Here is a 20,062-nt window from a genome sequence, read left to right as displayed (position 1 = left end):
GCCTGCGCTGCTCCTGACCGCCCGGCCTGTGCCGCTCCTGAGCGCTCAGCCGGCGCGCGCGATCTGGAACGAGTACGTCCCGGCCTTCGCCGCGGGTGATCTGACGACGAGCGCGTAGCGCGCGTTTCCGTCTGACAGGGATAGGTCGAACTCGTTGCCGCACAGTGGGTAGGGCTGCCGGGGGTTGGCGACGCTCTTCTCGGCGGCGTCGAAGAGTTCCACCACGATGTCGCCGCACGCGCCCCCGATGACCTTGATCGCGGTGGCGCCGTCCCCGGCGAACTCGAAGCGGTCGATCCGCCCGGGCGGATCCAGCCGTCCCGCTCCGGCGGGGGTGCCCTCACCGATCTTCAGCCCGATCGCCGCGGGGAAGGTGCGGACCTTCACCGTCGCGATCCGGAAGCTGTAGGACCCCACGACGTTCGTCTCGCCCCAGACCTCCAGCCGGTGGCTTCCCGTCTTGGTCAGTTTGAATATCGAGGTGCCGAAGGTGAGGCTGACGCTGGAGGGGCCCAGCGGCCGGCCGTCGACGTCCGAGAAGACCTGCAACTGGATACCGTCGCCCTGCATGTCGGTGACGTAGAACTCCCTGGCGTCGCCCAGGTCCAGGGTGAACTTGTCCTTCTGCCCCGCACGGGTCAGCTCGGACGAGACCGTGCTGCCGTCGACCAGGACGCCACCGGGTTCGACGGCCGCCGCCTGGACGTTCTCGCCGGTCTCGGTCTGGGCGGGCGTGCTTTCGCTCTGAACGGCCGTGCTCTGGCTCTGGACGGGGGTGCTGACGGCCCCGGCGGTGCCCTCATCGGTCACGCTGGTGGTCACCTGCGCGGGAGCAGCGGCTTCGTCTCCCTTGGTCCCACCGCCGGCGAGGCCACATCCGGCGACAGTGACGAGCGCGAAGACGACGGCACCGTGCCGGAGCGGTGCGAGCAGGCGCGATGCGGAGAAGTTCGTCATGTCCGCCATTCTTCTCAAGGCCACTTACACGGCGGTTGCCAACCACTTTCGTGCTCGGTACAACCGCATTCTCAAAGACGCGGGTCACGTTTGGGGAAACGGCGGTCAGGAGAAGCCGAGGCGGGCGAGGGGCTCGACGAGCTCTCGCTCCTCGTACGACAGGTGGGACAGCAGTGAGTCGGTGAGCAGGTCCACCGCGGCGCGGAGGGACTTCATGCCGTCCGGCTCGTTCACCAGGGCGACCAGTGCCCGGTCGACGCCTTCGAGGACGTCATGGATGGCGTGGTGTTCCTGCTCAAGACGGTCGACGACCGGCGCGAGCTCGGGCATGGCGTGGCGCAGGTGCGGGAAGACGCTGATGTCCTCAAGGGTGTGGTGGGTGGTGACCACCCGGCAGTACGACTGGCAGTAGACGCCGAGCGTCCAGTTGTTCTGCCGCATGGTCATCTCGTTGATCTGGGATCGCGCGGCCCCGGGGTCCATCGTGCCGGCCTCGACCTGGTCGACGAGCCGGCGGACGTTCCGCAGCTCCTCCCGTAGATGATCGTGTACCTCGATGAGGTGCCCGCCCGCGGCCTGCTCGTGTGCGGTGTAGCTGCGGCTCGGGTCGGGCGCCGGGCCGGTCGGGCGGGTCGTCTCGTCCCAGACCCGCACATCGCTGAGCCGGGTGCCGTCGTCGGGGGTCGGCACGGCGGCCAGCGCGGACGTCCGTACGGCCGGCCGGGCGGGCGTGGTGCCGCCCGGCCGCGGTTCGGTCGAAGGACGCGGTTCGGTCGAAGGACGCGGTTCGGTAGACGGTTGCGCTCCGGTAGACGGACGCGGGTCGGTTGACGGCGGTGGGTTCACGCGCCCGGCGAGTTCGGTCGCGACCAGTTCCCGTACGGCCGGCGCGACCTCCGCGGCGAAGCGGCGGATCACGTCCGGGTCGTCGCCCATCACGATGTAGCCGCTCATGCCCTGCGTCAGGGTGAGCTCGGCGAGCTGCTCGGCCCACATGTGCGCCGGCCCGTTGAGGAACCCGGTGCCGCGGTCGGTGAACGAGCCGGCGATGTTGTACAGCCGCCGCACGTCCGCCGGCTGACGTCCGGCGGCCACCGCGGCCTCGTCGATCGCCGCGTTCATCGCGGGCAGCGCGTCAGGCCCCGCGTACGGACTGCTGGGCAGCCACCCGTCGGCGAGCCGTCCGGTCAGCCCGAGCATCCGCTTCTTATACGAACCCAGCCAGATGCCGACATCGTGGGCGGGCGCGGGCCCGGGGTGGGCTCCCCAAACGCGGTAGTGCGTGCCGTCCACCCGGACCGTCTCACCGTCGTCCGACCAGATCGCCCGGATGATCCGGATGGCCTCCTCCAGGGCCTCGACGCCCTGCGCCGGGGTGAGCCGCCGTCCGCCCATCGCGGCGACGCCGTCCCAGAACGCTCCGGCGCCGAGGCCGAGCTCGACTCGCCCGCCGGTGAGGATGTCGAGGGTGGCGACGCTGCGGGCGAGGACGGCCGGCGGGCGCAACGGCAGGTTGGCCACGTTCGGTGAGACGCGCAGGGTCGACGTGCCGGCGGCGATCACCGACAGCAGCGTCCAGGTGTCCAGGAACCGGGCCTGGTAGGGGTGGTCCTGGACGGTGACCAGGTCGAGCCCCACCTGTTCGGTGAGCTGGGCGAGGGCCACGACCCGGTCGGCCTGGTCGGCCTGTGGGGTGACGAACGTTCCGAACAGCAGCTCATGCCCGTAGTCGGCCATGTCACTTCCCGCCGTGTCGATCAAGAAGGTTTAGGTGCATAGCAGATAGTATGTCAGGCGGAAGAATAGTCAAACAGAAGGTCTATCTGCGCACTGATCGGCTATGCTGGGGTCATGCCCGAGACCCCGTCCGCCGTGCGCGCGCCGGTTCCGGCGGCCGTGCCAGCGCCGCCGGACGCCCTCGACACCGATCTGGGCTGGACCCTCGGCGTGGTCTTCCGTGCGTACGTCAAGTTCGCCAACGCCGTCTTCCGCGACCTGCCGGGCGGCCCGCGGGGCTACCAGGTGCTCGCCGCCGCCGCCCAGGAGCTGCCGGGCGGCCAGGGCGCCCTTGCCCAGCGGCTCGGCATCGACAAGACCGTCATGACCTACCTCGTCGACGATCTGGAGAACGCGGGGCTGGTCCAGCGCCGCCCCGACCCCGCCGACCGGCGCAACAAGCGCATCGTCGCCACCGAGCGCGGCCGTACGACGTGGGAGGCGACCCAGGTCGGCCTCGACCACGCAGAGGAGCACATCCTGTCCCCGCTGGACCCCGCCGATCGTGTGGAGTTCCGGGAGTTGCTGCGACGACTGGCCGTTCGTGCCCAGAGTCTGGACCCGGTCGCCGACACCTGCCAGATCGTCACCGACCTCGCGACCGGGGAACCCGCCGCCCCCACCCCGCCACGCCCCCGCCGCGCCGCCCGGCGCTGACACCGCCGCGCCGGAAGCGGTCGACGAACGGGGAGTGCGGCCACTCGGGACCTTTCCTACGCCTCATTCGGATTCACGCTGCTCCCAGAAGCGGCGGAAGCCGGCATTGAGGCCGGCGGCCATCGTGACCGCCGGCCTCCGCTGCGCGCGCCTGGCGCGGTATCGCTCCTACTCAGATGTTCAGCCCGTCCAGCATTCGCAGGTTTCGCCGCGAGCTTCGTTCGCACCTCCGGCGTCGCGGGGGGTACGCGACGAGGTCGGGTCAGCGCGGTGCGTAGGCCTTCGGCAGTCGCATTCCGCGGTCGGCCATGATCTGCCGGACGCGGTTCGGGTAGTTCGTGATGATGCCGTCGATGCCCATGTCCATGAGGGCCTCGATGGTGGGGAGGTCGTCGCAGGTCCACGGGATGACCTTCAGGCCACGCGCGTGTGCCGCCGACACCATCGTCTGATCGACGTAGAAGCGGAAGCCCGCGTCGCTGATCTTTCCATTCTGCGGGAAGCCGTACACCGGAGACAGCGCTGTGACACCGGGGATGGCGGCGGCGGCCTTCACGAAGTCGCCGCCGAAGTCGTCGGCGTCGAGCCCGCCGAGCCACGGGGAGGCACCGGGCTTGCCGATCTGGAGGAAGTCGTAATTCGTCAATGCCACCAGCGGCCACCTTCGTGCGAGCCGGTGCATTTCCATCAATGCGCCCCAGTCGAAGGACTGGATGGTGACCTGGTCCTCGATCCCCGAGGCGCGGATCTCCTCGAAGACCCGGCGGACGAACAGCTCGCGCGGCGCCGTCTGCTCGGGCGCGCCGGCCTCAACCTTGGTCTCGATGTTGAGCTTGACCTGCTTGGCGTGGTAGCTCTTGACGAGGTTCAGGACGTCCTTGAGTTCGACCATCCGGAAGCCCTTGATCTGCTCCTGCTCGGGGAACCCGGGCAACTGCTGGTAGCCGCAGTCCATGGTCTTGATCTGCGCCAGGGTCAGGTCCTTGATGTACTTCCCTACGTACGGGTACATCGGGTCGCCAGTTGTGACCGGTGCGGTGTCGCGGCACTTCTGCGCGCTGATCTGCCGGTCGTGGTTGACGACGACCTTCTCATCCTTGGTGACGTGGGTGTCCAGCTCCAGGGTGCTGACCCCGAGGCGCATCGCCTTGCCGAACCCCTCCAGCGACTCCTCGGTCGTCATGCCGATGCCGCCGCGGTGGGCCTGCAGGTCGAAGTGGGTCTTTTGGGGCAGTACACCAGGACCAGGCGCCGCTGACGCGTGGGCGGCTACTGGCACGGCGAGCGCGGGCACAACGGCCAGGCTCACCAGGACATGACGAAGGTACATCGGGGGCTCCGCTCCACTAGCTCTATCAGACGCCAGCGACGCTAGATCGCTGGCCGATACCCCTTCGCGGCCATGGCGTGATGGGGTCGTGAACGCTCGCGGAACGCGCAGGTGCCACGGCCAAGTGAGAAATCTGGCCGCTTAACTGGGTGAACTTTCAGTTGATGTTCCATGGATATGGGCGTGAGGTCGCGTCGCCGCGTGGGCTGATCTCTACCCGCGGCGGCGGGTGGGTGCGGTGTGTCTCTCCCGGGAGCTCCCGGGAGAGACGTGATGTGATCACCGCGTGCATCTCGGCGCGGCAGGGAGAACGCCTGCCCGCCGGTATGTCTTGGAGAACACGAGGGCCGCGCAGTGTCGGTTCTTTAGATGGTTTGTTAGATGTAGGGCCCGGTCGGGTCAGAGTTGGGACACCCAATACGGGGCCACGTCCATCCAGCCGTTGCCGGCGGCGCCGTTCCGGCGGCCGCTGCTGGCGGTGGACAGCGTGTACCAGGAGTCGACGTAGTCCGGGTCGTCGGTCCACCACGAGGTCGGAATCGCGGAGATGATCGCGTTGACCAGCGGAGTGTAGGCGCCGCCGTCGACGATCGTGAGCAGCGCGGTGGCGATGGCCTGGGCGAGTTGCTGGTAGTTGGTGTCGCCGTCGTCTTCCATCATCACGACGTCGGCCAGGTTGTACTTGTACGCCGAGAAGTGGACGAGGAGCTGGTTGGGGTAGTAGGTGGTGCCGTCGTTGTCAAGGTAGGGCATCTGGACGATGTTCACGGCGGGTTTTCCGTCGAGCCCGAACCCGCCGACGATGCTGTAGATCTCGGCGTCGCCCTTGATCCAGGGCTCCTTGTCGTCGTTCAGCCGGATGGCGTTGACCTTGGTCGCCCAGTACCCGCCGGCCAGGGTCTTCGCGGCGGGTTTCGCGGGCACGATGCCGTGCGTGGCCAGGGTGTCCCGCACCAGCTTCAGACCCATGGGCAGCGCCTTGGCCACGTCGACGTCCACCACGAGCACGGGCCGCTGAGGCGCCTTGACCGGGTCGAGGACGACCTTTCCGCCGAGCGGGTCGTACGCGGTGACCGGCGTCGGTTCGTCGTCGGTGGGCGCCGCCGCGACCAGGGGCACCTCTCCACGCGCCAGGGCCGCGCGCATGTCGGGGTTCGCCAGCCGTACCTGGAGCACCGACCCGCCGGTAGCGGGTAACCCCTTGGCCGCCAGGACGGTCAGGTTGGCGGCGCGTGCGGCCTTGCCGAGGCTCGTGTCGCGTTCGAGCGTCAGCAGGTCGGCCGCCCCTGACGCGGTGGCCGACGCGGTGCGGTCGCGTACGGCCCGGTCAGCCAGGGCTCCGGCGACCTGGGCGGCGAGGCGGTCGGTGGCCGCGAACACCTTGCTCGGGGCTGCGGCGGCGGGTTCCGCCGTCGTGGTGGGGGCGGCGTGGGCGGTTCCGGTTGTGAGCGCGAGTGCGGTCACGGTGGCGAGGGCGGCCATGAGGACTCGGGGCACGAGCCATCTCCTTTTTTCTCGGTGCACCGGCCAGGGGGTTTCCTGGTCCAGGAGCTGATCAGCCGTTGGCGAGGGCCTGGATGCGTGAGAAGTCGCCGTTGAAGTAGTCCTGGTCGCCGGGGAAGGTGCCGTGGTCGGCGAACTGCCAGATGGTCTGGTAGCCCCACTTGTACGGCATGGGTCCGGGCGAGCCGTTGTAGTTGGCGAGCATCAGCGGGTTGGTGGAGGAGAAGTCGCCGATGTTGCCGGTGCACTGGCTCCACCAGCTTGTCGCCGTGTAGATGACCGGCCAGCGGCCGGTCCTGGCGTGGTACTGGTTGCTGAAGGAGAGGATCCAGTTGACCATGCCGGAGGCCGACAGCCCGTAGCAGGCCGCGCCGTACGGGTTCCACTCCATGTCGAGCAGGCCGGGCAGCGTCTTGCCGTCACGTGACCAGCCACCGCCGTGGTTGACGAAGTAGTCGGCCTGGGTCGCGCCGGAGGAGGTGTTCGGCGTGGCGAAGTGGTACGCGCCGCGGATGAGCCCCGCGTTGTACGAGCCCGTGTACTGCTGGCTGAAGTACGGGTTGGTGTAGTTGGTGGACTCTGTCGCCTTGACGTAGGCGAATCTCGCGCCGTTGGCGGCCACGGACGCCCAGTTGACGTTGCCCTGCCAGCCGCTGACGTCCAGGCCGGGGGTCTGGGCGGCGAGTGGGCTGATGGTCACCTTGCCTGGCCCGGGTTCGTGCTTGGCCACCTGCGACCCCATCCAGTCCCTTTCGGGATGGGTGACCGGGTCGGCGGGGTTCGCGGGGGGCGCGGGGGCGGGGTCGGCCGGGGCGGCGGATGCGGGGATGGCGCCCAATGTGACCGTGACGCAGGTCAGGGCGGCGACGGCGAGCGCTTTGAAGCGCGAGGTGGGAGCCGTCAGGGGAAGGCGGTTGCTGTTTGCCACGTGGTCCTCCGAGTGGGGGGTTTGCCCGGATAACGCGGAAAGGCTCCTTTCTGTCCAAATAGGTACTTCAAGCTAGTAAGTAACCTTCGTTGACCCAATTGTAAAAGGTGTAAAGTTTCCTAACTATTGCTGTCCGGTTGGCAGATCTGTCGCATGGCGCTGGTCACGGGTGGGCGGCCTCCCGGGCGGCCGGCGCGCGATGCCCGCATGCGTGGCGTCGCCGGGCCGGGTGGGGCAGGGTTGCGTTAGCCGGGTCTTCACTTCAACGTCCGCATTCCTGGATAAAACGTTCATACGGGGAGACTTGGGTCCAGTACTGCCCGCTGAACCTGGAAATGGAAAAGGTGCTCACATGACGTCCGAGATGTCTCGCCGTGACCTGCTCCGCACCGGAGCGGTGGGTGGCCTGGGGATCGCCATCGTCGGCAGTGCCGGGGCCATCGCCGGTCCCGCCGCCGCCGAGGCCGGCACCCTCGCGGCGGCCGGCTACGGCGCCCTCGCCGCGGACCCGGCCGGCCTGCTGGCCCTGCCCCGCGGCTTCTCCTACAAGATCGTCGCTGAGGCCGGCAAGACGCTGCTGGAGACCGGCGAGCCCACCCCGAGTGACGCCGACGGCACCGCCTGCTTCCGTGGTCGCGACGGCTTCGTCCTGGTCAACAACCACGAGATCGGCGGCGCAGAGCCCTACCCCGTGCCGGCGCTGCCCGGCCTGACCTACGACCCGGGCGCGCGGGGCGGCACGACCAACATCGAGGTCGACAGGCACGGCAACCGGATCCGTGAGTACGTCAGCGTGGCCGGCACGCACAACAACTGCGCGGGCGGCGTCACCCCGTGGGGCACCTGGCTGACCTGTGAGGAGACCGAGCAGCGCGCGGGCGGGGCGTACCAGAAGGACCACGGCTACGTCTTCGAGGTCGACCCGTTCGACCGGAACGCCAACCGCGGCCCGGTGCCGCTGAAGTTCCTCGGCAGGTACTCGCACGAGGCCGTCGCGGTCGACCCTCACACCAGCGCGATCTACCTGACCGAGGACGCGAGCGGCCCGAACGGGCTGTACTACCGCTGGACGCCGCCGCACCGCTTCCACGGCCGCAAGGGCGCGCTGCGGGCGCTCGCGCTGAGCGCGGGCGGCGACAACGCGGGGTCGCTCCAGGCCATGAGCTGCTTCAAGGGCGGCAAGCACATCGCCGACCTGTCGGAGGCGACGCGGCCGGGCACCCGCTACAAGGTCACGTGGATCGACGTCCCCGACCGGCAGGCCGCGACGGTCTCCGTCCGCAAGCAGTTCACGGCCGGCCAGGTGACCAGCAGCCGCAAGCTGGAGGGCGCCTGGTGGAGTGACGGCGGAGCCTACTTCGTCGCGAGCTACGCCCGCGATGACGACGGAAGCGTCAACGAGCACGACGGTCAGGTGTGGTTCTACGACCCCAAGTCGGAGACGGTCACCCTCAAGACGATCTTCGGTGTGAACCCGGACCCCGGCAAGGACACCGACTACGACGGGCCCGACAACATCACCGTGTCCCCCTACGGCGGGCTGATCCTGGCCGAGGACGGCGAGGGCGTCCAGCACCTGGTCGGCGTCACCGGCAAGGGCACGGCGTACCCCATGGCCCGCAACGACGGCAACGACAGCGAGTTCACCGGCCCGACCTTCAGCCAGGACGGGAAGATCCTTTTCGCCAACATCCAGACGCCCGGCTACGTGTTCGCCATCACCGGCCCGTGGCGCCGTCCGAGCGACGGCGGCGGGCCCCACCACTGACCCCCGCACCAGGGTGACGGCCGCGCGGAGAAGGCCGGCCCGAGCCTGACAACCCCCTCCTGCGCTCGCGAGGCGCCGCTCCCGCCGGGAGCGGCGCCTTTTTGGCGCCCAAGATCGGACATATCGCCTGGAAGGTTGCCTTGGGCAATGATATATATTTGCCTAAGGCAACTAGATGGAGGCGGTCATGGCATCGGAGGACAGCTGCGGCGAGCTGCTTGTCCGGCTGAGTGACATGGGTGCGGTGATGAAGGCGGTCAAACGGGACCTGCCGTTCACCGGCTCCCGCGCCGGTCTCACCCTGCTCGTAGCGCTCAGCCGTTGTGGCGAGGTCCGTATGGGCGAGCTGGCCGAGATGTTCGAGGTCGATCAGTCAGTGATCAGCCGGCACGTGGCCGACCTCCAGGAACGCGGCTGGGTCGAGCGCATCCCCAACCCCCGTGACGGGCGCTCCTGGTACGTCCGGCTCGCTCCGGACGGCGAGCACGTCACCGAGGAACTGCTCACCCACGTTCGCCACTTCCTCGCGGACACGCTCGACGACTGGACCGACGAGGAGATCACCGAGCTCGCCGGCCTTCTCGCCCGGTTCCGTACGAGCTTCGACGCACACCGGGCTCGCGCCCCGCACCTCTCCCGCGCGGCTGAGCCCGCGCGGACATCGAAAGGACATTGATGGCAACCGCAGTACCGGCCGGGGTGCGGGAGGCCGCACCCGAACCCGCCGCGCCGATGTCGCACCGCGAGATCCTGGAGGCGCTGTCGGGACTGCTTCTCGGCATGTTCGTGGCGATCCTGTCGTCGACCGTCGTGTCGAACGCCCTGCCCACGATCATCGCCGACCTGCACGCGGACGAGAACACCTACACCTGGGTGATCACGTCGACCCTGCTGGCCACCACGATCTCCACGCCCATCTGGGGCAAGCTCGCCGACCTGATGAGCAAGAAGCTCCTGGTGCAGCTCGGCCTGATCATCTTCGTCGTCGGCTCGGCCATCGCGGGCGTGTCGCAGAACCCGGGCATGCTCATCGGAGCCCGGGTGATCCAGGGTCTTGGAGCCGGCGGCCTGACCGCGCTGGCCCAGGTCATCATGGCGGCGATCATCTCGCCCCGTGAGCGCGGCCGTTACTCCGGCTACCTCGGCGCCGTCTTCGCCCTCGCGACCATCGGCGGCCCGCTCATCGGCGGCGTCATCGTGGACACCTCGTGGCTCGGCTGGCGGTGGTGCTTCTACGTCGGCGTGCCGTTCGCCATCGTCGCCCTGCTGGTCCTGCAGAAGACGCTCCACGTCCCGGTGTACAAGCGCAAGGCCGACATCGACTGGGCCGGCGCCGTGCTCATCAGCGCCGCGGTCTCCCTGCTGCTGGTGTGGGTCTCGTTCGCGGGGCACAAGTACGACTGGCTGTCGTGGCAGACCGGCGCCATGGTGGGCGGCGCGCTGGTGCTCGCGCTGATCTTCCTGTTCGTGGAGTCCAGGGCCAGTGAGCCGATCGTCCCGCTGCGCCTGTTCCGCAACAGCGCGATCAGCCTCGCGGTGATAGCCAGCATGCTGGTCGGTGTCGCCATGTTCGGCGCGACGACGTTCCTGAGCCAGTACTTCCAGCTCGCCCGTGGTGAGACGCCCACCATGGCGGGTGTCATGACCCTGCCGATGATCCTCGGCCTGGCGGTCTCTTCGACCGTCGCCGGCCAGATCATCACCCGCACCGGACGCTGGAAGATCTTCCTCGTCCTCGGCGGGGTGCTCCTCACCGCCGGGTTCGGGCTCATGGGCTCGATGCGGTTCGACACCGCCTACTGGCTCCTGGCGGTCTACATGTTCGCCATGGGCGTCGGCGTGGGCCTGACCATGCAGAACCTCGTGTTGTCCGTCCAGAACCAGGTCAGGCCGGAGGAGCTCGGAGCGGCCAGCTCGGTCGTCGCGTTCTTCCGCACGCTCGGCGGCGCGATCGGCGTCGGCGCGCTCGGCGCCGTGCTGGGCCACCGGGTCATCCAGTACCTGGAGGAGGGCCTGGCCAAGATCGGCGTCCACAGCGACCTGAGCAACGGCTCGATTCCCCGCCTGTCGGACCTGCCCGGTCCCGTCAGGCAGGTCGTCACGAGCGCGTACGGCCACGGCGTCGGCGACGTGTTCCTGTACGCGGCGCCGAGCGCGCTGCTGGCACTGCTCGCCATCCTGTTCATCAAGGAGATCCCTCTTCGCACGGCCAGCGCGGAGCAGATGCGCACGGGCGCGGACGAGCACGAGCCGGCGCGCAACGGCGGCCCCGGCCGCCACGCCCAGCGGGACGCCCAGGAGCTCGTGTCCGTGGGCGCCGAGGCCCCGGCCGCGTCCAACGGGTTCACCGGCACCCAGGCGTCCTCGCAGGTCCCGGTCCAGCCATTCGGCGACGCGCCGGTCCAGCAGACGGTGTACGCCTCGGCGGGCGCTCCCCGGCCGGAGGGCGGCACCGGGATCCGCGGGTTCATCCGGGGCACCGACGGCTCGCCGGTGCCCCAGGCCACCCTCACCCTGATCGACGTGCGCGGCCACCAACTCGGCCGAGCGGTCACTCAGGAGGACGGCGGGTACAGCCTGTGGACGCCGAGCAGCGGCACGTACGTCCTGATCGCCTCCGCCGGCGAGCACGACCCGCAGGTGGCGACCCTGGCGGTCGGTGACCAGCCGCTGGACTTCGATCTCGTGCTCGCCGGCTCCGGCAAGCTCGCCGGCACCGTGCGCGACCCGGAGGGCAGGCCGGTCGTCCAGGCGATGGTCATCGTGACGGACGTGCGCGGCGAGGTCGTGACCACGGGCGTGACCGCCGCGGACGGCGTCTACGGCTTCGCGGGCGTCGTCGCGGGGAGCTACACCCTGGCCGTCAGCGCGGCGGGACACCGTCCGGCCGCGGTGCCGGTCGAGGTCGGGACCGGCCAGACCAGGCAGGACGTCGAGCTGCTGCCCGGCGTCCGCGTCAGGGGCACCGTGCGCGTCAAGGACGGCGGCCCGCTGGCCGACGCCCGCGTCACGCTGCTCGACGCGGCCGGCAACGTCGTCGGCTCCGCCACCACGGGCGAGGATGGCGAGTACGCCTTCGCCGACCTGACGGGCGGCCAGTACACCGTCATCGCCACCGGGTACCCGCCCGTGGCGAGCGCGCTCAACCTGGCGGGCCAGGGCGACGACGCGTACGACCTGTGGCTGGGGCACCCCGAATGAGCAGCACGCTCGCGGGGAGGTACGGCCTGCGCGCCGTCGTGCGCACGAAGGACGGCTGGGCGGTGCCGCACGCCGTCGTCACGGTGACCGACATGTCCGGCCACCAGGTCGTACGGACCGACGCGGCCGCCGACGGCACGGTCCTGACCGAGCCCCTGAACCCGGGCGTCTACACCGTCGTGGTCACCGCGGTCGGGTACGCCCCCATCGCGTCCACGGCGATCGCGACGGCCTCCGGCAGCGCCGAGCTGGGCGTGCTGGTGCTCGCCCGGCAGGGCGGTGCCGAGCTGCCGCCGCCCGGCGTGTGGACCATCGACCCGGCCCACTCGAAGGTCGCCGCGACCGCGCAGCACCTGGGGCTGTCGAGCGTGCAGGGGCGGTTCTCGGAGTTCGCCGGGCGCGTCGACATCGGCGCGACGGCCGAGGCGTCGGCCGTCGTCGCCGAGATCGACGCGACGTCGATCGACACCGGCAACAAGACGCGCGACGACCACCTGCGCTCGGCGGACTTCCTCGACGTGGGGCCGCATCCGGTGATCTCGTACCGGAGCACCGGGCTGTCGGCCTCGGGCCCCGACCGGTGGACGGTGCACGGCGTCCTGACGCTGAGCGGGATCACCCGCGCGGTGGACCTGGACCTGGCCTACCTCGGCACGAGCCCCGACCCGTGGGGCGGCCTGCGCGCCGCCTTCCGGGCGGTCACGGAGCTGCGCCGCGAGGACTTCGCCATGAACTACAACCAGGTGGTGCAGGCGGGGATCTCGCTCATCGGGGCGACCCTGAAGGTGGAGCTGGACATCCAGGCGGTGCAGGGGGAACCCTCGGCTCAGGCCTGATCGTTCTAGGCTACGCCGAGGGGTGTCAGCCCTGATCATCGGACGAGTTCCACACTGAAGGGAGGAGGAGGCGGCACGATGCCCGAGACACGGACGGCGGCATCCGAAGAGACGGTCCCCGTCGAGGAGTACGAAGCCTACTGCGCGGTCGAGCACCAGCTCGGTGTCCTCTTCCGGCGTTCCCGCGCGCTGTCCGCCGAGATGGGGCGCGCGGTGCACCCGGAGCTGGAGCCGGGGGCGTACGGGATCCTCGTGCGCATCGGGGAGGCCGCTCCGGCCCGTTCCAGCGAGCTCGCCGCCTACTTCGGCGTCGGCAAGGCGACGATCAGCCGCCAGCTGAAGGTGCTGGAGGAGCTGCGGCTCATCGGGCGCCAGCCCGACCCGCTGGACGGCCGCGCCCACCTGCTCGATCTCACGGAAGAGGGGCGCCAGCGGCTCGACCGCGCGCGCTCGGCGCGGCAGCAGCGCTTCTACGCGCTGCTCGGCACCTGGCCGCGCGATGACGTGCGGCTGCTGGGCCAGATGCTCGCCCGGTTCAACGCCCTGGAGTAGGAACGCCGACGTGAGCCGTCCCTCGTTCCGAGGCGGCTGACTCGGACGTACCCTTTTACGGGTTATCTCAGGTCATAATCCTTGTGTCATGGTTCGGCTACGGGTTCTCGGTCCCCTCCACGCGAGCGTCGACGGCCGCGCGGTCTACCTCGGTACGGCGAGGCAGCGCGCGGTGGTGGCGCGGCTCGTCTGCGAGGGGGGCCGGGTGGTGTCCACCGACCGGTTCATCGAGGATCTCTGGCAGGGGCATCCGCCTCCCAAGGCGCTGGCCGCCCTGCAGGTCTACGTCTCCAACCTGCGCCGCGTCCTCGAACCCGGGCGGCGTCCGAGGACCCCGCCGTCCGTGCTGGTCAGCGCCGTGCCCGGCTACCTCCTGCACCTGGATTCCGACGATGTGGACGCCTGGCGGTTCTCCCGCCTGCTCGACGCCGGAGCCACCCGCCTCGCCGCAGGCGCGTACGGCGAGGCCTCCACGCTGATCGACGAGGCGCTCGGCCTGTGGCAGGGACGGCCCTTCGGCGAGTTCGCCGACGAGGAATGGGCCGCGGCCGAGGCGGCGCGGCTTGAGGAGCTCCACCTGATGGCCGTCGAGTACCGCGCGGAGGCGCACCTCGGGCTGGGGCGCCAGGCCGAGGCCGTCCTCGACCTCGAAAGCCATGTACGGGCGCACCCGCTGCGGGAGAACGCCGTCCGGCTGCTCGCCCTCGCCTACTACCGTTCGGGCAGGCAGGGGGAGGCGCTGGCCGTGCTCCGCAGGGTCAGGGAGACCCTCGCGGCCGAGCTGGGAGTCGACCCCGGCCCGGCGCTGCGCGCGCTGGAAGCCGACGTCCTGGCCCAGGCCGCCTCGCTGGAGTTCCAGCAGGTCGTCCCGACGCCTCCGGTACGGCCCGCCGAGCTCGCCCCCGAGGGGCCGGCGACCCCCCGGGCACAGGCCGTCCCCATGATCGGGCGCGCCGGTGAGCTGGCCAGGCTGGAGGAGATCGCACGGGCGCCGGCGGGTTTCCAGATGGTCTGGGTCGCCGGTGAGGCGGGCTCCGGGAAGACCACGCTGGTCGAGGCACTGGCGGCCCGCATGGAGCGGAAGGGCGGCCTGGTCGCGTTCGGCCGCTGCCCGGAGACGGGCGGCGGCGCCCCTCCCGCGTGGGCGTGGAGCGAGGTCCTGCGCCGCCTCACCGCCGAGCACCCTCCCCCCGGGGACCTCGCGGTACGGCTGGCGCCGCTGCTGACCGACGACGGGGCGTCCACCCAGCAGTTCCTGCTGGCACGGGCCCTCGGCGAGTACCTCGCGAGCGTCGCGGCGGTCGCCCCGGCGCTGGTGGTCATCGAGGACGCCCACCGGGCCGACAGCGAGACGCTGCACCTGCTGAGGTACCTCGCGGTCCCCTCGACGCCGGTGCTGGTCGTGGCGACCTACCGGCCCGCCGAGGCCGAGGCCGACCTCGCCGCCACGCGCGCGGCCCTCGCCGCGCGCACCGCCGCGCATCTGGACCTGCCGGGGCTCACCGAGGAGGAGGTGGCCCGCCTGCTCCTTGATCGTTCCGGGGTCAGGGTCGACGCCGCCACCGTGCGCACCGTCACCGAGCGGACGGGGGGCAACCCGCTGTTCGTCTGCGAGACCGCCCGGCTGGTGGCCACCGACGGGCCCGCCGCCGCGCACGCCCTCCCGCCCGGCGTCCGGGACCTGATCCGCCGCCGTATCGCGAGGCTGCCGGCCACCGCGCAGACCACGTTGCGCGACGCGGCGATCATCGGAAGGGACGTCGACGTCGACGTGCTGATCGCCATGCACGGCGACGAGGACACCGTGCTGGCCGGGCTGGAGGCGGGGGTGCTCACCGGACTGCTGGCAGAGCCGAGTCCCGGCCAGGTCCGCTTCACGCACGTCCTGGTCCGCGAGACGCTGTACGAGGACACCGCGAGGATCCGCCGTGCCCGGCTCCACGGGCGCGTGCTGGACGCGCTGGAGCACGTACGCCCGGACGACGTCGCGGGGCTCGGGCACCACGCGCTGGCCGCCGCGACCAGCCGTACGGCTCGCGAGGCCGCGCGGTACGCCGCCGCGGCGGCGCGGCGGGCGGCCGGCCTCCACGCCCACGACGAGGCGGCGCGGCTCCTCCAGGAGGCGCTCGACCTGCCGCTCGACGACGATCACCTGCGCCTGGACCTGCTGTGCCGGCTCATCTCCGCGCGGGCGCACGCCGGGAACGTGGTGGGAGCGCTGGAGAGCAGGGCGGAGGCGCTGGCCGTGGCCCGCCGGGGCGAAGACCCCGAGGCGGTGGCGCGCGCCCTCACGGCGTACGACGCGCCGGTGACGTACACCATCCAGCTCGACCGCCGCGCCGACCACGACATGGTCGCGGTGATCGAGGAGGCCGTCCTGCAGGCCGGTGAGACGACGCGGTGTCGGCTGCTGGCGGCCCTCACCTTCGAGCTCGAAGGACACGACGCCGCCCGCACCGAGGCGGCGTCGGCGGAGGCGGTCAAGATCGCCCGGCACGTCGGTGACCCCGAGCTGCTGTGCGTCGCGCTCAACGCCCGCTACTTCACGGTGCTGCATCCGCAACGCCGCGCGGAGCTGGAGGAACTGGGCCGTGAGCTGGTCGAGACGGGCGCCCGCCACGGGCTGCTCGGCTACCAGATGCAAGGTCACCACGCCCTGTTCATGGTGGCACTCGGCCGCAACGACCTCGCGACCGCACGGCGTCACGCCGACCGCGCGGTGGAGTACTCCACCAGCGGCCAGCTCGGCCTCGCGCTGGCCGTCCTGGCGTTCTTCGACGCGATCGTGCTGCTGATCAGGGGCGAGTTCGACGAGGCGGAGCGGTCGTACGAGGCCGTCGTCCGCCGGATGTACGACTCCGGCGGCGTCAACGCGCTGCTTCTCGGCGTCGCCGGACGGTTCGTCATACGGCTCGCCCGGGGCGACGCGCGGGACTCCGTCGCCGAGCTGCGGGAGTCGCACGCGCACCTGCCCGGGGAGGTGTCCGAGATGCTGACCAGGGCTCTGGTCGCCGACGACCGGCTCGACGAGGCCCGCGAGGTCTGGCAGCCCCGCTGGGACGTGCCGAGGGACTTCTACTGGCTGTTCCGGATGAGCCTGCGCGCGGAGAACGCCGTCGCCCTCGGCGACACGGCGGTCGCCGAGGAGTGCTATGAGGATCTGCGGCCGTGGGCCGGGGAGCTGGGCGGGCTCCACTGCGGGTCGGTCACGCTCGGGCCGGTCGCCCACATGTTGGGCGACCTGGCCACGCTCCTGGGCCGTGCCGGCGCCTCGGCCGGGCACTACGCGCAGGCGGTCCGGGTCGCCGAGCAGGTCGGCTCCCCGCACTGGGCCGAACGCGCGCGGCGGGCCTCGGCACGTACGGGCCGGACGGCGCCGCCCGGAGACTGACCTCGCTCAGGGGCGCGTGATCAGACGGTGGCGAGGGGTCCGCGCGTGATCAGACGGTGGCGAGGGGTCCGAAGATCAGGCGCTGGCGGCGGCGGTGCGGCCTCCGGGTGAGCGCCAGCATCACCGACAGCACCGGGCCCGCGATCTTCTTGAGCTGCGCGAGCTCTTCCGGCCTGGCGTACTGGGCGATGCGCGGCAGGTCGAAGGCGGCGTCCCCGCCCTTGCGCACCGCGGTCTCGACGGTGAGCCAGTCGGACACCGAGACGTACTTCTCGATGATCGGGAAGATGGTCCGCTCCTCCTCCTCGATGTGCTCGTCGAGGAGGTCGGCGAGGGTTCCGAGCAGGGTCGCGAGCCGCCCGGCCGGCGTGCGGTCGATCAGGAACGCGGCGGCGGACGCGCGAAGCTCGTCCAGCAGGGGGTCGAGCTGGGAGTGGTCGTCGGACAGGTCGGAGAGGTCGACGGCGGCACCCGCGGAGCGCTCCAGCACCGGCCAGAGGACCTTGTCCTCCATCGCGTGGTGGTGGTGGATGCCATCGCACAGCTTGGTGATGAACGTGGAGATCGCGGTGGCCCTGACCCGGTCGCATGACTGCCGCGCGGCGGCGATCTCGGTGGTCACGGCGGCCAGGCGGCGGGTGTCGCCTCGCATGGCGCGGTGGGTGATGCGGAATCCCAGCGTGTCGGGAGTGTCGGTCCTGTGAGGCATGATGCTTCCTTGCCGGAGTCGTGTACCTGTCTTCGCCCAGCGTGCTCGGGGGCACTTAGGGCTTTCTTGGAACTGACTTAGGCGATGGCCTTGGGATTCGGCGGTACGCCGGTCGCGGAGCGCGTGGCCGTGGTACGCAGGTACGTGGCCGCGGTGCGAAGGCACAGGTGAGGCCCGTGGTGCCATAGCGATCCGTGTTATTTCGAGAAACGGATGTTGATTGGGCATACTCTGTGCCGCTATGGAGACGCGCTGGGTGGGGCCGGACGGCTACGAGATCACAGCCGCGACGTGCGGCGATCACCAGGTTCTCCGGCTCAGGCGGCACGGGGAGCTCGTCGCCGACTGCTTCTCCGTCGACGAGCTGCGCCGCTTCGTGGACCTCGCCGATCTGTGCGAGGTGATCACCGTGCCGTTCGGCAGGCGTGCACCGCGTCGTCGGCAGGAGGCTCTCCGGTAGGTCCACAGGCCCGTGACCGGGCGCGTCTCTGGAGAGTCCACGGATGGGCGTTCTGATTCGCATCGGTCGCGGGGTCCGTGTATGGTTACACCTGTCCGCAGCGCGGCGCGGTAACGCGAAACGCGAGCGAGACCGGCCCCTTTAGCTCAGTCGGCAGAGCGTCTCCATGGTAAGGAGAAGGTCTACGGTTCGATTCCGTAAAGGGGCTCGACAGCGTAAATGCCCTCTCCCGGATTCCGGGGTGGGGCTTTTCGCTTGTGGGTATCCGACCGTGCTCACCAGTCCGCCTGTAAATAGGGGAAGTGTAGGGGCCCAGCGATCAGGCATACTTGGAGCACCTAGCCCAGATCGGGCACGCGAATCCGCGTGCGCGATCGTCGTACAGGTCAGGTATCCTTTCGAGGCCGGACGAGTTGCCGGCCCTGAGGCGGAGTAGCTCAGTCAGGCAGAGCAAGCGGCTCATAATCGCTGTGTCGCCGGTTCAAGTCCGGCCTCCGCTACTACCCTGCCGGGTCCCCCTGTAAAGGGAGACCAGGTTCGGGTTGTCCATGTGTCCCAAACGTAGAAAGGCACTCCCACGTGGCTGCCACCGACGTTAGGCCGAAGATCACGCTGGCCTGCCAGGAGTGCAAGCACCGCAACTACATCACGCGGAAGAACCGGCGTAACGACCCGGACAGGCTTGAGCTGAAGAAGTACTGCCCCAACTGCAAGTGCCACCGTCCTCACCGCGAGACGCGCTAAGCGCCATCGCGGGCCGCACCGACCCGATCGGGCGGGCCTTCGCGCGCCAGGGCATGGTGGTCCCCGAGCACCGGGGCGCCTTCAGCAGCACTTCGGCATTTTCGCGCGACCGGCGTTCTCCCTAGAGAGCGCCGGTTTGTCGCGTCCGGAAACCGGTCATGTCCTCCAAGGATGGGCGACGACCGGCCCGCACGGGTTCGGAAGCGGGGCGGGCTAGTGTTCTCCCAACCGGCGGGGGCGCGAGCCGTACGGCCCGGATCATCGATCCATCGACGACGGCCGGACATCGTCCTGTTACCGTCGGGGCTCCGCAGCTCTGCGTTCCGAAAGGGCACCGGCACGATGGCTTTGAACCGTGATTTCGTCGGACGAACCTATCCGGCGTCCACCTCCTACGAGGTGGGCCGCGTCAAGATCAGGGAGTTCGCGGCCGCGATCGGCGACCACAACCCGATATACCGCGATCCCGAGGCCGCCAGGGCAGCGGGTCACCCCGACGTCGTCGCCCCGCCGACCTTTCCCATCGTGTTCAGCCTCTCGGGCGCCGGTGAGGCGCTCGCCGACCCCGAGCTCGGCCTCGACTTCGCCATGGTCGTCCACGGTGAGCAGCGGTTCGAGTACGACCGCCCGATCTACGCCGGCGACGAGCTGCACTGCGTCTCGACGATCAGCGAGATCCGCAGCGTCGGCCGCAACGAGCTCCTGACGGTCACGAGCGAGGTCTCGACCGTCGACGGCGAGCCCGTCTGCAGGACCTACAACACCATCATCGAGCGCGGAGGGGCGGCGTAACCGATGACCGCGACCGTGAAGTACGACGAGGTCGAGGTCGGCCACCAGATCCCGGCCGTCGACTACCCCGTCCACCGCGTCAACCTGGTGATGTACGCCGGAGCCTCCGGCGACTTCAACCCGATCCACTGGAACGAGCGGTACGCCAAGGCCGTCGGCCTGCCCGACGTGATCGCGCACGGCATGTTCACGATGGCCGAGGCCGGCCGGTTCGTCACCGACTGGGCCGGGGACCCCGGGGCGCTGGTCGACTACGGCGTCCGGTTCTCGTCCATGGTGGTCGTCCCCGACAACGACGACGGCGCCGTGATCACGGTGAGCGGGGTCGTCGAGGACAAGCTCGACGACAACCGCGTGGTGATCAGCCATGTATGTGGAGCCAATTGTGCCTTGCTGCGCCCATCCCGTTTGCCGTTGACCCCACTGCGGAGCGGCAGCGGGCGGGCCGTCGGGAGCAC

16 protein-coding genes, 2 tRNA genes and 1 pseudogene are annotated in these 20,062 nt (G+C 70.2%); 13 read left to right on the top strand and 6 right to left on the bottom strand.

Annotated features, from left to right (window positions below):
- Positions 1-45: 45 nt before the first annotated feature.
- Both AB0B89_RS18770 and AB0B89_RS18765 read right to left on the bottom strand, forming a co-directional pair.
- Positions 46-957, bottom strand: coding sequence for a hypothetical protein (locus AB0B89_RS18770; protein WP_358553969.1), 912 nt, complete (start codon positions 955-957; stop codon positions 46-48).
- A gap of 105 nt (positions 958-1,062) precedes the next feature.
- Complete coding sequence (locus AB0B89_RS18765) at positions 1,063-2,694, bottom strand: LLM class flavin-dependent oxidoreductase (RefSeq protein ID WP_358553967.1); 1,632 nt, start codon at positions 2,692-2,694, stop codon at positions 1,063-1,065.
- A gap of 114 nt (positions 2,695-2,808) precedes the next feature.
- Here AB0B89_RS18765 and AB0B89_RS18760 point away from each other — a divergent pair, with 114 nt between their 5' ends.
- A complete protein-coding gene (locus tag AB0B89_RS18760; protein ID WP_358553964.1) occupies positions 2,809-3,390 on the top strand; it encodes a MarR family winged helix-turn-helix transcriptional regulator in 582 nt (193 codons plus the stop codon).
- Between the two features lie 262 nt (positions 3,391-3,652).
- On the opposite strand, the gene AB0B89_RS18755 is transcribed toward AB0B89_RS18760, so the two are convergent.
- The 3 genes from AB0B89_RS18755 to AB0B89_RS18745 form a co-directional block, all read right to left on the bottom strand.
- Positions 3,653-4,720: a glycerophosphodiester phosphodiesterase family protein gene (locus tag AB0B89_RS18755; RefSeq protein ID WP_358553961.1), complete on the bottom strand. Its 1,068-nt coding sequence runs from the start codon at positions 4,718-4,720 to the stop codon at positions 3,653-3,655.
- Positions 4,721-5,119: 399 nt separating this feature from the next.
- On the bottom strand, positions 5,120-6,217 hold the full coding sequence (locus AB0B89_RS18750) for a DUF3103 family protein (RefSeq protein ID WP_358553958.1): 1,098 nt from the start codon (positions 6,215-6,217) through the stop codon (positions 5,120-5,122).
- Positions 6,218-6,275: 58 nt separating this feature from the next.
- Entirely contained in the window at positions 6,276-7,151 is an 876-nt protein-coding gene (locus tag AB0B89_RS18745; protein ID WP_358553955.1) for a lysozyme, read from the bottom strand.
- Between the two features lie 352 nt (positions 7,152-7,503).
- Between AB0B89_RS18745 and AB0B89_RS18740 the strand changes: the two genes are divergently transcribed.
- The 6 genes from AB0B89_RS18740 to AB0B89_RS18715 all read left to right on the top strand — a co-directional run bounded on the left by AB0B89_RS18740 (position 7,504) and on the right by AB0B89_RS18715 (position 16,899).
- Positions 7,504-8,919, top strand: a complete 1,416-nt coding sequence (locus AB0B89_RS18740) for an alkaline phosphatase PhoX (RefSeq protein WP_358553952.1) — start codon at positions 7,504-7,506, stop codon at positions 8,917-8,919.
- A 187-nt stretch (positions 8,920-9,106) separates the two neighbouring features.
- Positions 9,107-9,595 (top strand): MarR family transcriptional regulator, encoded by a 489-nt coding sequence (locus AB0B89_RS18735; RefSeq protein ID WP_358553949.1) that lies wholly within the window; start codon positions 9,107-9,109, stop codon positions 9,593-9,595.
- The gene (locus AB0B89_RS18730) at positions 9,595-12,120 is read left to right on the top strand and encodes an MFS transporter (RefSeq protein ID WP_358553946.1); all 2,526 of its coding nucleotides are present in this window, start codon (positions 9,595-9,597) and stop codon (positions 12,118-12,120) included. Before AB0B89_RS18735 ends, AB0B89_RS18730 begins: the two co-directional genes overlap by 1 nt.
- The gene (locus AB0B89_RS18725; RefSeq protein ID WP_358553943.1) at positions 12,117-12,956 is read left to right on the top strand and encodes a YceI family protein; all 840 of its coding nucleotides are present in this window, start codon (positions 12,117-12,119) and stop codon (positions 12,954-12,956) included. The genes AB0B89_RS18730 and AB0B89_RS18725 overlap by 4 nt, the downstream gene beginning before the upstream one ends.
- A 78-nt stretch (positions 12,957-13,034) precedes the next feature.
- Positions 13,035-13,508, top strand: coding sequence for a MarR family transcriptional regulator (locus AB0B89_RS18720; protein WP_358553940.1), 474 nt, complete (start codon positions 13,035-13,037; stop codon positions 13,506-13,508).
- A gap of 88 nt (positions 13,509-13,596) precedes the next feature.
- Entirely contained in the window at positions 13,597-16,899 is a 3,303-nt protein-coding gene (locus AB0B89_RS18715) for a BTAD domain-containing putative transcriptional regulator (RefSeq protein ID WP_358553937.1), read from the top strand.
- 49 nt (positions 16,900-16,948) lie between these two features.
- On the opposite strand, the gene AB0B89_RS18710 is transcribed toward AB0B89_RS18715, so the two are convergent.
- The gene (locus AB0B89_RS18710) at positions 16,949-17,608 is read right to left on the bottom strand and encodes a hemerythrin domain-containing protein (RefSeq protein WP_358553934.1); all 660 of its coding nucleotides are present in this window, start codon (positions 17,606-17,608) and stop codon (positions 16,949-16,951) included.
- A gap of 241 nt (positions 17,609-17,849) precedes the next feature.
- On the opposite strand from AB0B89_RS18710, the gene AB0B89_RS18705 reads away from it, so the two are divergent.
- The 6 genes and pseudogenes from AB0B89_RS18705 to AB0B89_RS18680 form a co-directional block, all read left to right on the top strand.
- Positions 17,850-18,068, top strand: a complete 219-nt coding sequence (locus tag AB0B89_RS18705; RefSeq protein ID WP_358553932.1) for a transposase — start codon at positions 17,850-17,852, stop codon at positions 18,066-18,068.
- 135 nt (positions 18,069-18,203) lie between these two features.
- A tRNA-Thr gene (locus tag AB0B89_RS18700) sits at positions 18,204-18,276 on the top strand.
- Between the two features lie 218 nt (positions 18,277-18,494).
- Positions 18,495-18,568, top strand: a tRNA-Met gene (locus AB0B89_RS18695).
- Between the two features lie 79 nt (positions 18,569-18,647).
- Positions 18,648-18,812 (top strand): 50S ribosomal protein L33, encoded by a 165-nt coding sequence (gene rpmG, locus AB0B89_RS18690; protein WP_114028158.1) that lies wholly within the window; start codon positions 18,648-18,650, stop codon positions 18,810-18,812.
- A gap of 342 nt (positions 18,813-19,154) precedes the next feature.
- Positions 19,155-19,604: a MaoC family dehydratase N-terminal domain-containing protein gene (locus AB0B89_RS18685; protein ID WP_358553930.1), complete on the top strand. Its 450-nt coding sequence runs from the start codon at positions 19,155-19,157 to the stop codon at positions 19,602-19,604.
- Between the two features lie 3 nt (positions 19,605-19,607).
- Positions 19,608-19,970 (top strand): annotated as a pseudogene (locus tag AB0B89_RS18680) (MaoC/PaaZ C-terminal domain-containing protein); the annotation flags it as partial.
- Positions 19,971-20,062: the final 92 nt, after the last annotated feature.

It is taken from the genome of Sphaerisporangium sp. NPDC049002 (assembly GCF_040649355.1).
Lineage (GTDB): Bacteria > Actinomycetota > Actinomycetes > Streptosporangiales > Streptosporangiaceae > Sphaerisporangium.
This window is presented reverse-complemented; position numbering and strand designations above follow the sequence as displayed.